We start from the raw sequence: 13596 nt of genomic DNA on the forward strand, positions 1-13596 counted from the left end.
GGCCCCGTTTTCATATGAACGAAAGGAGCCACAGATGAACTGGATCGCACCCGACTGGCCCGCACCGGGCAATGTCAGGGCTCTCTCGACCACCCGGGACGGCGGCATCAGCGAAGGGGTCTTTGCCGGTCTGAACCTCGGGGCCCATGTGGGCGATGCACCGGCCAGGGTCGAGGCCAACCGCGCCCGACTGCAGCAGGTGGCGGGGATCCCCGGCACTCTCAACTGGCTCAACCAGGTACATGGCATCGCCGTCCATCCGGTGAGCGACCGTTATGAGCGCGTACCGGATGCCGATGCCGCCTGTGCTCATGAGGCGGGGCAGGCCTGCATCGTGATGACTGCCGACTGCCTGCCGGTGCTGTTCTGCGATCGGGCAGGCACCGTAGTGGCGGCGGCCCATGCCGGTTGGCGCGGACTGCAGGGGGGGGTATTGGAGGCAAGCATCGCCGCCATGGGCTGCGAGCCTGGCGAGATCCTGGCCTGGCTGGGCCCGGCCATCGGTCCCGCCGCGTTCGAAGTGGGTGGCGAAGTGCGTGAGGCCTTTATGGCGGAGCAGGCGGAAGCGGCGACTGCATTCGTGCCATCCCTCAACGAAGGGAAATGGCTGGCGGATATCTACCAGCTGGCCCGACTGCGCCTCGCCCGCGCCGGCGTCACCGCCATCTATGGCGGCGAATACTGCACTTTCAGCGACAGCGAGCGCTTCTACTCCTATCGCCGCGATGGACAGACGGGTCGCATGGCCTCCCTTGTGTGGCTGGAAAAATAGCCGAAGAGGCGCTCGCGAGTGGCCGCAAGCGCCTCTTCACTCTCTGGTGATGGCCCTCCGGTGACCATGTCTTGCTGCCGAGCAGGCTCAGGGTGCAGGCTGCCATTGCGAGGTCGTTTTCCCTCGGTCACCGCTATTGAGGAAAAAATAAACAGCCACCCCTTGAAATTGCCCTTCAAGACCACATCTTCCTTGTCAGAAAGCGATGTTGTTGCCGCGCATGCGGCGTCTGTCTTGAAGGGGGAGTGCAATGCGCCTCGATCGCCTGACCAGCAAATTCCAGATTGCCATTTCCGATGCCCAGTCTCTTGCACTGGGTCGTGACCACCAATTCATCGAACCCGTCCATCTGATGAGCGCCTTGCTCAATCAGGACGGCGGATCCATTCGTCCGCTGCTCACCTTGACCGGGCTCGACATCAATACCCTGCGCTCGCGCCTCGGCGAGGAGCTGGATCGCCTGCCCCGCGTCAGCGGGGTGGAAGGGGACGTACAGCTCTCCAACGGCCTCGGCCGCCTGCTCAACGTCTGCGACAAGCTGGCCCAGCAGCGCAAGGATCAGTTCATCTCGTCCGAGCTGTTCGTGCTGGCGGCCCTGGATGAAAAGGGGACGCTGGGCGAGCTGCTGCGTGCCCAGGGGCTGACCAAGGAAAAACTCGAGGCAGCCATCGACAAGGTCCGTGGCGGCAAGAAGGTGGAGGATGCCAACGCCGAGGAGAATCGCCAGGCGCTGGAGAAGTACACCATCGATCTCACCGAGCGGGCCGAACTCGGCAAGCTCGACCCGGTGATCGGCCGGGATGACGAGATTCGCCGCACCATCCAGGTGCTGCAACGCCGCACCAAGAACAACCCGGTGCTGATCGGCGCACCCGGCGTCGGCAAGACCGCCATCGTCGAGGGGTTGGCCCAGCGCATCATCAATGGCGAAGTGCCGGAAGGGCTCAAGAACAAGCGGGTGCTGTCGCTCGACATGGGGGCCCTGGTGGCCGGAGCCAAGTATCGCGGCGAGTTCGAGGAGCGGCTCAAGGCGGTTCTGAACGATCTGGCCAAGGAGGAGGGCAGCGTCATCCTCTTCGTGGACGAGCTGCACACCATGGTCGGTGCCGGCAAGGGCGAGGGTGCCATGGATGCGGGCAACATGCTCAAGCCCGCCCTGGCCCGCGGCGAGCTGCACTGCGTCGGGGCCACCACCCTCGATGAGTACAGGCAGTACGTGGAGAAGGATGCCGCGCTGGAGCGCCGTTTCCAGAAGGTGCTGGTGGAGGAGCCCTCGGTGGAGGACACCATCGCCATCCTGCGTGGCCTGAAGGAGCGCTACGAGCTGCACCACCATGTGCAGATCACCGACCCCGCCATCGTCGCGGCGGCCCAGCTCTCCCACCGCTACATCGCGGATCGCCAGCTGCCTGACAAGGCCATCGACCTTATCGACGAGGCGGCGGCCAGCATCCGGCTCCAGATCGACTCCAAGCCGGAATCCCTGGACCGGCTCGAGCGGCGCATCATCCAGCTCAAGCTGGAGCAGCAGGCGCTGATGAAGGAGGACGATGACGCCAGCCGCAAGCGCCTCGATCTGCTCAATCAGGAGCTGACGGAAAAAGAGCGGGAATACAACGAGCTGGAAGAGGTGTGGAAGGCCGAGAAGGCTGCCCTCGCCGGGACCCAGCACATCAAGGCAGCACTGGAGCAGGCCCGTCAGGATCTCGAGGTGGCGCGCCGCGCAGGGGACTTGGGCCGCATGTCCGAGTTGCAGTACGGCCGCATCCCCGAGCTGGAGAAACAGCTGGATCTCGCCACCCAGGCCGAGATGCAGGAGACCAGCCTGCTGCGCAACCGGGTCACCGACGTGGAGATCGCCGACGTCCTGGCCCGCTGGACCGGCATTCCGGTGGCCCGCATGCTGGAAGGGGAACGGGAGAAGTTGCTGCGGATGGAGGATCAGCTGCACAGCCGGGTGATCGGCCAGGAAGAGGCGGTGGACGCCGTCTCCAACGCCATTCGCCGCTCTCGTGCCGGGCTGTCCGACCCGAACCGCCCCATCGGCTCCTTCCTCTTCCTCGGCCCCACCGGGGTGGGCAAGACCGAGCTGTGCAAGGCGCTGGCGGAGTTCCTGTTCGATACCCAGGACGCCATGGTGCGGATCGACATGTCCGAGTTCATGGAGAAACACAGCGTGGCCCGTCTGGTGGGGGCGCCTCCGGGATACGTGGGTTACGAGGAAGGGGGGTATCTCACCGAGGCGGTGCGCCGTCGCCCCTACTCGGTGATCCTGCTGGACGAGGTGGAGAAGGCCCACCCGGACGTGTTCAACATCCTGTTGCAGGTGCTGGACGATGGCCGCCTGACCGACGGTCAGGGGCGTACCGTGGACTTCCGCAATACGGTCGTCATCATGACCTCCAACCTCGGTTCGGATCTCATCCAGGAGCACTATGCCGAGAAGGACTATGAGGAGATGAAGTCCCTGCTGATGGAGGTGCTGACCCGTAGCTTCCGGCCGGAGTTCATCAACCGGATCGACGAGACCGTGGTGTTCCACCCGCTCGGTGAGGAGCACATCAAGTCCATCGCCCGCATCCAGCTCAAGAGCCTGATGAGCCGTCTGGAGTCCCAGGGCTTCGAGGTGGAGGTGAGCGAGGAGCTGCTGACCAAGCTGGTTCATGCCGGGTTCGATCCCGTCTACGGGGCGCGCCCCCTCAAGCGGGCGATCCAGCAGAAGGTGGAGAACCCGCTGGCCCAGGCCCTGCTCAGCGGTCGGGTCATCCCGGGCAAGACACTGCGGCTGGGGGCCGACAGCAACGGCCTCACCATGACCCAGTAATGGGATTGTCGATGAAAAACGCAGGCCTCGTGCCTGCGTTTTGTTTTCTGAGGGATTGAGATGCTGAAGTTTTCCGTGCTGGTGGATGACGACGTTCATCGCCCGGCTTGTGTGCCCGAGCGAGGGTTGGCGCTGCTGCTGGAGTGTGACGGCCTCAGGGTGCTGTTCGACAGCGGCCGTGGCCGGGCGTTGTGCCACAACGCCGCCGTGATGGGGATCGATCTCGCCTCTCTCACCCATGTGGTGCTCTCTCACGGTCATTACGACCATGTGGGCGGGGTCGGCTCGCTGCCCGCCTATCCAAGACCCATCCCGCTCATCGCCTGTCCGGACGTGTTCTGCGAGCGGGGCTACTTCTTGTCGCTGCCCTTCTGGCGGCGCAACCTCTATCGCCTGTCGGGGGCGCTGGCTTGGGAGTCGCTGCCGGCCAGAGGCTTGCTTCCCCACTGCTCGTCCGAGCCGATGTGGCTCTCGGATCGTCTGGTGTTCCTCGGCAGCATTGTGCGGCGCGACCGGGCTGCGCCTTCGCTGCTCGGCTACATAGTGCGGGGTGGGCGGGTGGAGAAAGACCTCATCAGCGACGACTCGGCGCTGGCCTACAAGAGCGAGCAGGGGCTCATCGTCTTTATCGGCTGCGGTCACGCCGGGGTCGAGAACATCATCGAGTGGGCCAAGGAGGTGTGTGGCGACGAGCGGATCCACGCCGTCATCGGCGGCCTGCACCTGAAGTTTTCCGGCACAGAGCGGGCGGTGGCGCTCGGAGCCTATCTGCAGGAAGAGGCGGTGGATCGGTTGTTTGCCTGCCACTGCACCGGCAGCAGAAAGGCGGGGTTGCCGCGCCAGCACCAGATCGGGGCGGGTTTTGAGCACAGTTTTTCGGCGTAAAAAAAACGGCAATCCGAAGATTGCCGGGAGGAATGTATTCGATGCGATCTGACGTGGGTTGAGCGGATCGCAGGGGTAAGCCCCAGGGTCGGCAGGCACAGTCAGCGACCATGCCCGCCTTACAGTCAGTCGGGATACGCTCTCCACCCCGGCTGACCAGCTTCTCTCTTGCATCTACTCTCGCGCCGCGAGACCAGATGCAATCAAATCAATCTCTTACAGCATACCTGGGATGCTGGCTTTCATCTCCGCCGGCCAGACGCCGACCTGGACCTGACCGATGTGCTCTTTTTGCAGCAGCAGCATGGCGAGGCGGGATTGGCCGATGCCGCCACCGATGGTCTGGGGCATCTCGCCCGCCAGCAGCGCCTGGTGCCAGTCACATTGCAGGCGATCCTCGTCCCCCGTGGTGGCGAGCTGGCGGCGCAGGGCTTCTGCGTCCACCCGGATCCCCATGGAGGAGATCTCGAAGCTGTCTTCCAGCACCGGGTTCCACACCAGGATGTCACCGTTCAGACCCGCCAGCCCGAGCTCGCTCTCGCTGCTCCAGTCGTCGTAGTCCGGAGCACGGACGTCGTGGCGTTCGCCGTGGGAGAGGGCGCCACCGATGCCGATGAGGAAGACCGCCCCCAGCTCTTTGGCGATGGCGCGCTCGCGTCCCTTGGCATCAAGGTCCGGGTAGCGGGTCAGCAGCTCTTCACTGTGCAGGAACTGAATATCCGCCGGCAGGAAGGGGGTCAGGTCGTGCTCGGCACAGACCGCGCGCTCGGTGGCCTTGATGGCGGCCCAGATGCCGCGCACCGTCTCCTGCAGATAGGCCAGATCCCGGCGCTCGCCCGGCATCACCTTCTCCCAGTCCCACTGGTCGACGTAGACGGAGTGAATGGGGCTGAGACGTTCCTCGTCCGGACGCAGTGCCTTCATGTGGGTGTAGATGCCTTCACCCGGGCCGAAACCGAAGCGACCCAGAGTCTGGCGCTTCCACTTGGCCAGGGAGTGGACCACTTCATAGCTGTGCTCCGGCAGGGTTTTCACCTTGACCTGCACTGCATGCTCGCAGCCGGAGAGGTTGTCCTGGGTGCCGTCACCGACCCGGCTCAGAATGGGGGCTTGTACCTCCATCAGGCCGAGTTGCAGTGCGAGTTGGCGGGAGAACATCTCTTTGACGAAGCTGATCTGCTGTTGGCTGCGGATGTAGTGCTGTTTCATGCTGAATTACCTGTCGTGAATCCGTTGAATGCGGTGATTCTTCAATAGAATGCCAACTAAATTCAATATTCGATAATTGAAATAGGCTTTGTGTATTTTTTTCTTCAAAATAAGCCATCAATTAATGATGAATCATTAAAAGGAGAGCAAAAAAGTGTCAGAAAATTATCGGATCGATAATCTCGATCAGGCCATCCTCTCCGCCCTGATGGAGAATGCGCGCCTGCCTTACGCCGAGCTGGCCAAACAACTGCTGGTGAGCCCGGGCACCATCCACGTGCGGGTAGAGAAGATGAAGCAGGCGGGCATCATCGAGGGAACGCGGGTGCAGGTGAACCCCAAGAAGCTGGGCTACGACGTCTGCTGCTTCATCGGGATCAACCTCAAGAGCGCCAAGGATTACCCGTCGGCCCTGGCCAAGCTGCAGGCGCTGGACGAGGTGGTGGAGGCCTACTACACCACCGGCCACTACAGCATCTTCATGAAGGTGATGACCCGCTCCATCGACGAGTTGCAGACGGTACTGATCCACAAGATCCAGACCATCGACGAGATCCAGTCCACCGAGACGCTGATTTCGCTGCAAAACCCGATCCTGCGGGATGTGAAGCCTTGAGTCGGGTGGTCTGAGGGGGCGTAGAGACCCCTCTCCCGTGATAGACCCTGTTCGCGCAGCAGAATTCGACCCTGCGGGAGATGACACCCTGAACGGTGGATCAGGGTTCGATATAGGGGATGCCGTATTTGTCGTAGAGGGCTTTGAGCCGGCCGTCCCGCTTCATGTGCAGCAGTTCGGCATCATAGGCGGCCATCAGGGCCGGGGTGTCGGCATCGGCCCGGGAACGGGTCCAGACATTGAAGTAGGGGCTGGTCTTGAGGGGTTTTGGCAGGTAGTCGAGCTTGCCTTCCAGTCCCTCTTCTCTTATTTGGGTGAAGGCGGTGACCAGGGACATGGGCACCACGTCGATGCGACCGGCGATGAGTTTGCGCAGTTGCAGCTGGTTGATGGGGATCTCCTGGAAGTGATAGCTCGGGTCTGTCATGGCTGCCGCGAGCTCGGGGGTATAGGAGAAGTCCCGGGTGACACCGATACGCCAGGGTTTGAGATTCGTCAGATGGTCATAATGGATCCGGCCCGCGGACTCCTTGCGTATGAAGAAGTGCCAGCTATGGAGCATATGGGCCTGTTTGGGGTAGAGCAGATAGGCCTCCCGCTCCGGTTTGTAGGAGTGGGTCAGCAGCAGGTCATAGAAGCCGCTTTCGGCATTGCGGGTGAGCCTGGCCCCCGAATCGATGAGCTCAATCCTGATGGGGGTATGGAGCGTGCCGAAGATGGCGGTGACGAGATCAACGTCCAGCCCGCGAGGGTGTCCCTGTGCATCCAGCCACTTGAGAGGGGGCTCCAGGATGCCACCAATGACCAGCTCCCTGGCTGACAGCCAGCAGGGCAGCAGCAAGCAGAATACGAGCAAGCGTCGCACGTTACATCTCCTGAGCACTCGGGACGGGGTCGCATCCGGCAGGGACTGTGACCGGCACCTATCTAACTAGAGACGACCACGGATGGCAAACCCTGAAATGGGGAGGGGACAAACGAACGGTGCCGGTGGGAGGGGGGCGGGCTGCCTCGACAGGCCGCCCCGTGGCAGAGTCGGGTGGGGTGGACCAGCCACTCGCCGGCTGTGGACGGGAGGGGGGTCGGCATGACACGTGTGCGAGGTGGCCTGCCTCAGGTTGCCTGACACTGTTTCATCTGGGTGTTGAGGGCCTGCATCACCTGACGACGGCTGATGATGCCCGTCACCTTGCCTCCCTCCATCACTGGATAGACCTTGGGTCTGGCCCCGGCCATCTGGCGGGCGAGATCCACGATGTTGTCATCGGGAGAGACGAACAGCGGGGCCCGGCTCATCATATCTTCGACCAGAGTACGGGTGTCGCAGTGATAGCTGCCCGTGAGCAGGGCGGGAATGCAATCCTGCTCGGAGAGAAATCCGACGAGGTGCTGATGGTCATCCAGTACCGGCAGGCCCCCCAGGTTTGCCCGATGGAGTCTGTCCAGCGCCTCGGCCAGACCGAGGCCGGGGTGCAGTGAGTGGGTCAATGGCTGCATATGATCGCGAATTTGTAGCATGATGGTGGCTCCATGGGGGTCGATGGGGCCACTATGCCCGGTGACCGTGACAGGGGGCCAATGGGTTTTGCCTCGGACATCGATAGGTCATGGCCGATGAATGGGCCCTCCGTGCGATCCTGCATGGATCGGGGAGGGCGACAACCACAAGGAGAGGGTATGCGTGCATTGGTAACGGGCTGTGGCCGTCGCCTGGGATTCTATCTGTGCGAGCAGCTGGTGGCCGCTGGCTGGCAGGTGACGGGCAGCTATCGCAGCGAACGGCCCGAGCTGGATCGTCTGCGAGACGTGGGCGTCGAGCTGGTACAGGCGGACTTCACCCGGGAAGAGGAGGTGGGCGCCGTGGTGACGGCGCTGGCGGCCCATGAGGATCTTGCCCTGATCATCCACAATGCCTCCGCCTTCGAGCCCCAGGCGGCGGATCCTGCGGTGCAGCTGGCCCAGTTTGATCAGTTCTACCGGGTACACATGGCGGCTCCCTTCCAGCTCAACCGGGCGCTGGCCCCCGCCCTTGCCCGCCAGCCCAACGGGGGCATCATCCACATCACCGATATCTACATCCATGCCCCGGCGCCCCAGTTTGCCGCCTACGTGGCCACCAAGGCGGGAGCCCATTCCCTGGCCATGAGCTTTGCCCGCGAACTGGCACCCGCCGTGCGGGTCAACACCATAGAGCCTGGCCCCATCCTGTTTCTCGACGAGCACGGGGATGACTGGCGCCAGCAGGTGCTGGCGAAGACGCCGCTGGCGCGGGAAGGGGGTCTGGAGCCCATCTGGCAGGCGGTACAGATGCTGATGAAGAACGACTACATGACCGGGGCCAGCATCCGGGTGGACGGGGGGCGCGCCCTCGCCGTCATCTAGGGCAAGGCGGGCCGCCATGACATGAGGCGCCTTTGGGTGCCTCATGTGTGTGAACGGCTCAAGGGTGCCGGATGGCGGCGTGCCGGGAAGGGGGGCCGGGGTGGCCGTTGCCGGGAAGCAGGGCCTCGTCTTGCTGGCAGAGATGGATGGGGGCCTGGCCGATGCGCTGCTTCGCAAACACCTTGCTGCCCGGCAGGCCGAGGGTCACCTTGCCGGAGTCCACACTGCCGCCCTGATACATCTCCGCCAGCAGATCCCCCAGGTAGGCATCCACCCCGGCCTCGGCGAAGTCATCCCGTTCGCCGCAGGCCAGTATGTCGATGTCCAGTGGCCTGTCCGCCACCTTGCACAGGGGGTGGCTGCGATCCCGGCCATGAGCCAGCTCCATGGTGACAAACTCGGCCTTGAGCTGGACGGGGGAGAGGTCGCTCTGGACGACGAACAGGCAGTTGAGGAAGTCGTGGCGTGAATGCATGCCCACGGGCTTGGTCTGGATGACGGAACTCAGGTGAAGGCGACCAAAGCGGGCCAGCAATTCGGCGACGGCCTGACTGACGTGCAGGGAGGGGTCGAGATTGGATCCAATGCTACAGAGGTAAAACATGCTTTCCATTCCTTGGGTTGGGCTCGTCTGAAATATATACGCAGCTCACGGTTATGGGATTCACTATGAATTAACATGTCGTTATCTGTTGTGATCCAACGCTGATTGGCAGAAAGGAGGTTTGCATGAGCGTAGAAATGAAATGGGCACTGTTGGCCGCGTCAGGGGCCCTTGCCATGATCATTGTCATCTGTGTGGCGTCCGTCGGCCTGGCGTGAATCCGGCCTCGGTGAGCAATCAAACCGGCTTTATGGCCGGTTTTGCTTTTTGGGGCAGTGCGGATATGCTGGCTCCCCCATGACGAATCGAGACCGCAGAAGATGACCAAGGTTCGGCCCCGCTCCCTGCTCCAGGTAGTACTGATGGGCTTCGTGCTGGTGCTGATGCCCCTGGGGGGCATGATCTGGCACGACAGTCAGGCTCTCTCCCACCTGGGCCAGCTCACCAGCGACGAGATGGAACGTGCGGTGCGGGACACTCGCCGGGCGACGCTGCTATCCACCCAGGCCATCGATCTGGAGCGCGCCCTGCGCCGCTATGCGGTCCTGGGTGATGACCGCATCCTGGCCAGTTATCGGCAGCAGCTGGTGCGCTACCGGGAACTGCTCGCGACCCATCAGGACTCCATTCCGGATGCCGAGGTCTACGGAGATCTCGAGGCGACGCTGGTCTGGCTCGACGGCCTGCAGGATCTGCGCAAGGCCAGGCAGGAGGCGACCAGCCCCCGTTTCACCGACTTCAACGAACTGAACCAGCAACTGGAAGTGGTCACCCGCAGCCAGGTGGATGATCACGTGACCCGCATGCGGGGCGCCATCGTGGAGCTGAAACAGCAGATCTGGTGGGTCAGCGGCTTCGTGGTCGGGCTCAGCCTGCTGCTGGTGTTGCTCTTTACCTACCTCATCATCCACCCGGTACGTCAGATTGAGTCGCGGATCCTGAGTCTGGGCGCAGGTGTCGAGCCGGATCAGCGCCCGGTGGATGGCCCGGCCGAACTGGTGCTGCTGGGGGAGCGAATCAGCTGGCTGCACGACAAGCTCAAGGAGCTGGAACAGCAGAAATACCAGTTCCTGCGCCACGTATCCCACGAGCTGAAAACCCCCCTTGCCGTGCTGCGGGAGGGGGCTGATCTGCTCTCGGAGCAGCTGGTGGGGCCCCTCAACGGGGATCAGCAGGAGATCTGCCAGATGCTGGAGGAGAACAGCCGCCGTCTGCAGACCCTGATCGAGCGGCTGCTCGACTTCAATCGCCTCAGCCAGCAGGAGGTGTTCACCCTGTCCGAGGTGCCCCTGGCGCCCTTGTTGTCAGACTTGTCCGAAGAGTACCGGCTCGCGCTGGAATCCAAGCAAATCAGTGTACACTTGCCGCCCGAGCCCATCAGCCTGCGGGCAGAGCCCTACCGCCTGCGACTCATCCTCGACAATCTCTTTTCCAACGCGGTCAGCTATGGCGCCAGGGGCGGACAGATCTGGATCCGCGCCGGGGCGGGAGCGGGCGGCGGCTGGCTGGAGGTGGCTAACGAAGGGCCTGTCATCCCGCCAGACGAGCGGGAGCGCATCTTCGAGCCCTTTGAACAGGGCAGCATAGTGCGCCAGGGATTGCTGAAAGGCTCCGGCATGGGCCTCTCCATTGCCCGTGAGTCTGCCATGAGCCTGGGCGGCGAGCTCAGGCTGATCGAGGATGCCCAGGCGGATGTCTGTTTCCGGCTGGATTTGAACGTGCGCCCGAGCTGACGGGCGTGGCGGCGACCCCGCAGGTGCGGGTGGCGCCTTGACACCGAATATTGAGAGGAGCGGGCAGGTGCCTGTTCCCCACCAGGATCTGAAGTGACATTCAAGATGAAACGATTTGTGATTCCCGTATTGATGATAGGCCTGCTCGCTGGCTGTTCCCTGCTGCCTTCTACCAGCCTCACCGAGCCTTCCCAGGAGGCGATCGCCAGGCGGATGGAGTTTGCCAACAAGGAGATGCAGGTGCGCCTGCAATACTCGGACTGGCTGCTGGCCAGCCATCCCCAGCAGCGGATGCAGGAGCGCCAGCGACTGGCCGGCGCCACCGACCTCGAGAGCCGGGTCAGCCTGGCCATGGTCAACACCCACCCGTCCGAATCGGTGGCCAGCCGCCGGGCCGGGCTGGATCAGCTGAAGGCTCTGTTGCCGGAGCTCGGTCTCGATGCCCAGGCCTTCCTGCGCAGCTGGATCGCCCTCGGGGAGGAGCTGCTGGTGCGAGACAGCCGCCGCGACGATCAGAGTCAGGAGGTGAAGCGTCTGCGCCAGCAGATAGAGCAGCTCTCCGCCATCGACGAGCAGCTCAACCAGCGTAAGCTCAATGGGGGAGGTCAGCCATGACAGCTCCGGACAGCGCCGCAATGATCGCGTTTTTCGCCAAGAGGAGGTGAGAGCATGAGCCGTATTCTGCTGGTGGACGATGATGCCAGCCTGCTCAAGCTGATGAGCATGCGCCTGCGCAGCCAGGGTTACGAGGTGGATACCGCCGACAGCGCCGAAGGAGCGCTGGACAGGCTGCGCCAGCAGCGGGCCGACCTGGTGCTGAGCGATCTGCGCATGGGGGGCATGGATGGGCTGGCGCTGTTCGAGCGGATCCAGTCCCAGTGGCTCGGCATGCCGGTGATCATCATGACCGCCCACGGCACCATTCCCGACGCCATCCAGGCGACCCGCTCCGGGGTATTCAGCTTCCTCACCAAGCCCATCGACAAGGACGAGCTGCTGGTCACCATAGAACATGCTCTCAGCCTGACCCGTCCGAAACAGCAGCAGGAGTGGCAGTCCCTCATCCAGACCCGCAACCCGCAGATGGAGCAGTTGCTGATCCAGGCGAGCAGCATCGCCACCATGGACGTGCCCGTGCTGATCCTGGGCCCCTCCGGCGCCGGCAAGGGGGTGATGACCCAGGCGCTGCACCAGGCCAGCCACCGCCGTGACAAGCCGCTGCATACCATCAACTGTGCGGCTCTGCCCTGGCCCGCGCTGGACTTGCAGCTGTTTGGCGAGGATGGCCAGTCCGGCCTGTTTGCCGAGGCCAAAGGCGGCACCCTCTTCCTCGACGAGATAGGGGATCTGTCGGAGTCACTCCAAGCCAAGTTGCTCCAGGTGCTGGCGGAGTATGGTCAGGGCACCCCCGAGGTGCGGGTCATCAGCTCCAGCCATCAGGATCTGGTGACCGCCATGGAAAAGGGGCGTTTTCGCGAGGATCTCTTCTACCGCCTCAACGTGGCCAACATCACTCTGCCGCCTCTGAGCGCCCGCAGCGAGGACATCCCCCTGCTGGCCCGTCAGGCGCTGGACGATTACCGCAACCGTCACCCCGATTGCGCCGCCCTCGGCTTCTCGCCGGAGGCGCTGGCCCTGCTGGCCGCCGCGGCCTGGCCGGGCAACGTGCGCCAGCTCTGCGGGGTGGTGGAGCAGCTCGCCAGCCTCTGCTGCAGCCCGGTGATAGGCGCGGCGATGGTGGAGTCGGCCCTGAGTGGCGGCGGTGGCGGCATTCCCTCGTTCAACGAGGCGCGGGCCGAGTTCGAGAAGGAGTATCTGATCCGGCTGCTGCGCACCACGGAGGGGAACGTGACCCTGGCGGCCAACATGGCGGGGAGAAACCGCACCGACTTCTACAAGCTATTGAATCGGCACGGCATCGAGGCGGCAAATTTCAAGTCGAAGGGATAAATGACAGAGGGGCGGCCCGTCGATGACGGGCCGCCCCTCTGGTTTCCGACCGAATCGGTTACCTTGCCAGGCTCAGGCTCAGGCTTATGCCGGGTCGCTGACGCCGCCGGTGGAGAGGGTCTTCTGGGAGAGCCAGAGGCCGCTCGCCTTCATCAGATAGCCAAACAGGGCGCCGATGATGAGGGAGGGCAGAATGAGCCGCCACTCGCCTGCGGCGCCGAAGGTGGCACAGCACCCGGCGAAGGTGCCGGGAATGTAGGCGAGCCACTGCTGCCTGGCCTGCACGCACATCAGGGTGGCCACCACCCCTGTCATCAGATAACCCGCCATGCCGGCCCCCCACCAGGTCTCCCCGTGGATCAGCAGGAGTGCCCACAGCATGCCGGTGGTGTTGCACAGCAGGGTCTGCAACAGCGCCTTGTAACCGCCACTCGAGGCGAAGTAGCTGGTGCAGCCGAGGAAGCCGACCCAGGAGATGAGACCGAGTGCGGCGGCCAGTCCACCCCAGACGGCGGAGAGGATCCCGGTCGTGATGGCGATGGCGAACAGTGGGCTCATGGCGTGACTCTCAGTGGTTGAATCCGGAAAAGGAGGCAGCCTACTCCGCGGTAGAGCGGCAGC

14 protein-coding genes are annotated in these 13596 nt (G+C 63.4%); 9 read left to right on the forward strand and 5 right to left on the reverse strand.

Annotation, left to right across the window (positions count from 1 at the left end):
- Positions 1-34 precede the first annotated feature (34 nt).
- The 3 genes from pgeF to ACVDHI_RS12380 all read left to right on the forward strand — a co-directional run bounded on the left by pgeF (position 35) and on the right by ACVDHI_RS12380 (position 4481).
- On the forward strand, positions 35-772 hold the full coding sequence (pgeF, locus tag ACVDHI_RS12370; protein ID WP_447212139.1) for a peptidoglycan editing factor PgeF: 738 nt from the start codon (positions 35-37) through the stop codon (positions 770-772).
- 250 nt (positions 773-1022) lie between these two features.
- Positions 1023-3596 (forward strand): ATP-dependent chaperone ClpB, encoded by a 2574-nt coding sequence (clpB, locus tag ACVDHI_RS12375; protein WP_447212140.1) that lies wholly within the window; start codon positions 1023-1025, stop codon positions 3594-3596.
- Positions 3597-3656: 60 nt separating this feature from the next.
- Entirely contained in the window at positions 3657-4481 is an 825-nt protein-coding gene (locus tag ACVDHI_RS12380) for an MBL fold metallo-hydrolase (RefSeq protein WP_324062709.1), read from the forward strand.
- A gap of 216 nt (positions 4482-4697) precedes the next feature.
- Here ACVDHI_RS12380 and asnA read toward each other — a convergent pair whose 3' ends face one another.
- A complete protein-coding gene (gene asnA, locus ACVDHI_RS12385) occupies positions 4698-5690 on the reverse strand; it encodes an aspartate--ammonia ligase (RefSeq protein ID WP_324062711.1) in 993 nt (330 codons plus the stop codon).
- Positions 5691-5844: 154 nt separating this feature from the next.
- On the opposite strand from asnA, the gene asnC reads away from it, so the two are divergent.
- Positions 5845-6306, forward strand: a complete 462-nt coding sequence (gene asnC / locus ACVDHI_RS12390) for a transcriptional regulator AsnC (protein ID WP_041214272.1) — start codon at positions 5845-5847, stop codon at positions 6304-6306.
- 100 nt (positions 6307-6406) lie between these two features.
- Here asnC and ACVDHI_RS12395 read toward each other — a convergent pair whose 3' ends face one another.
- On the reverse strand, positions 6407-7162 hold the full coding sequence (locus tag ACVDHI_RS12395; RefSeq protein ID WP_447212146.1) for a substrate-binding periplasmic protein: 756 nt from the start codon (positions 7160-7162) through the stop codon (positions 6407-6409).
- A 257-nt stretch (positions 7163-7419) separates the two neighbouring features.
- A complete protein-coding gene (locus tag ACVDHI_RS12400) occupies positions 7420-7824 on the reverse strand; it encodes a CBS domain-containing protein (protein ID WP_042014362.1) in 405 nt (134 codons plus the stop codon).
- A 159-nt stretch (positions 7825-7983) separates the two neighbouring features.
- Between ACVDHI_RS12400 and ACVDHI_RS12405 the strand changes: the two genes are divergently transcribed.
- Positions 7984-8688: an SDR family oxidoreductase gene (locus ACVDHI_RS12405; protein WP_039039618.1), complete on the forward strand. Its 705-nt coding sequence runs from the start codon at positions 7984-7986 to the stop codon at positions 8686-8688.
- Positions 8689-8746: 58 nt separating this feature from the next.
- Here the strand turns inward: ACVDHI_RS12405 and folK are convergent, their stop codons facing one another.
- Entirely contained in the window at positions 8747-9292 is a 546-nt protein-coding gene (folK, locus tag ACVDHI_RS12410; RefSeq protein ID WP_042014359.1) for a 2-amino-4-hydroxy-6-hydroxymethyldihydropteridine diphosphokinase, read from the reverse strand.
- A 125-nt stretch (positions 9293-9417) separates the two neighbouring features.
- On the opposite strand from folK, the gene cydH reads away from it, so the two are divergent.
- The 4 genes from cydH to ACVDHI_RS12430 all read left to right on the forward strand — a co-directional run bounded on the left by cydH (position 9418) and on the right by ACVDHI_RS12430 (position 12975).
- Entirely contained in the window at positions 9418-9510 is a 93-nt protein-coding gene (cydH, locus tag ACVDHI_RS12415; RefSeq protein ID WP_010675981.1) for a cytochrome bd-I oxidase subunit CydH, read from the forward strand.
- A 102-nt stretch (positions 9511-9612) separates the two neighbouring features.
- The gene (locus ACVDHI_RS12420) at positions 9613-11025 is read left to right on the forward strand and encodes a sensor histidine kinase (RefSeq protein ID WP_042014357.1); all 1413 of its coding nucleotides are present in this window, start codon (positions 9613-9615) and stop codon (positions 11023-11025) included.
- Positions 11026-11130: 105 nt separating this feature from the next.
- On the forward strand, positions 11131-11640 hold the full coding sequence (locus ACVDHI_RS12425; protein WP_039039694.1) for a hypothetical protein: 510 nt from the start codon (positions 11131-11133) through the stop codon (positions 11638-11640).
- 54 nt (positions 11641-11694) lie between these two features.
- Positions 11695-12975, forward strand: coding sequence for a sigma 54-interacting transcriptional regulator (locus ACVDHI_RS12430; RefSeq protein ID WP_447212141.1), 1281 nt, complete (start codon positions 11695-11697; stop codon positions 12973-12975).
- Positions 12976-13059: 84 nt separating this feature from the next.
- Here the strand turns inward: ACVDHI_RS12430 and ACVDHI_RS12435 are convergent, their stop codons facing one another.
- Positions 13060-13533, reverse strand: a complete 474-nt coding sequence (locus tag ACVDHI_RS12435) for a DUF1097 domain-containing protein (RefSeq protein ID WP_042014355.1) — start codon at positions 13531-13533, stop codon at positions 13060-13062.
- Between the last annotated feature and the right edge of the window lie 63 nt (positions 13534-13596).

The sequence above is a fragment of the Aeromonas sp. 25-248 genome (assembly GCF_053005425.1).

Excerpts from the sequence above, each read along its gene's own strand:
- pgeF (WP_447212139.1), top strand. The coding sequence starts at position 35 with ATGAACTGGATCGCACCCGACTGGCCCGCACCGGGCAATGTCAGGGCT.
- clpB (WP_447212140.1), top strand. The coding sequence starts at position 1,023 with ATGCGCCTCGATCGCCTGACCAGCAAATTCCAGATTGCCATTTCCGAT.
- ACVDHI_RS12380 (WP_324062709.1), top strand. The coding sequence starts at position 3,657 with ATGCTGAAGTTTTCCGTGCTGGTGGATGACGACGTTCATCGCCCGGCT.
- asnA (WP_324062711.1), bottom strand. The coding sequence starts at position 5,690 with ATGAAACAGCACTACATCCGCAGCCAACAGCAGATCAGCTTCGTCAAA.
- ACVDHI_RS12400 (WP_042014362.1), bottom strand. The coding sequence starts at position 7,824 with ATGCTACAAATTCGCGATCATATGCAGCCATTGACCCACTCACTGCAC.
- ACVDHI_RS12405 (WP_039039618.1), top strand. The coding sequence starts at position 7,984 with ATGCGTGCATTGGTAACGGGCTGTGGCCGTCGCCTGGGATTCTATCTG.
- folK (WP_042014359.1), bottom strand. The coding sequence starts at position 9,292 with ATGTTTTACCTCTGTAGCATTGGATCCAATCTCGACCCCTCCCTGCAC.
- cydH (WP_010675981.1), top strand. The coding sequence starts at position 9,418 with ATGAGCGTAGAAATGAAATGGGCACTGTTGGCCGCGTCAGGGGCCCTT.
- ACVDHI_RS12420 (WP_042014357.1), top strand. The coding sequence starts at position 9,613 with ATGACCAAGGTTCGGCCCCGCTCCCTGCTCCAGGTAGTACTGATGGGC.
- ACVDHI_RS12425 (WP_039039694.1), top strand. The coding sequence starts at position 11,131 with ATGAAACGATTTGTGATTCCCGTATTGATGATAGGCCTGCTCGCTGGC.
- ACVDHI_RS12430 (WP_447212141.1), top strand. The coding sequence starts at position 11,695 with ATGAGCCGTATTCTGCTGGTGGACGATGATGCCAGCCTGCTCAAGCTG.
- ACVDHI_RS12435 (WP_042014355.1), bottom strand. The coding sequence starts at position 13,533 with ATGAGCCCACTGTTCGCCATCGCCATCACGACCGGGATCCTCTCCGCC.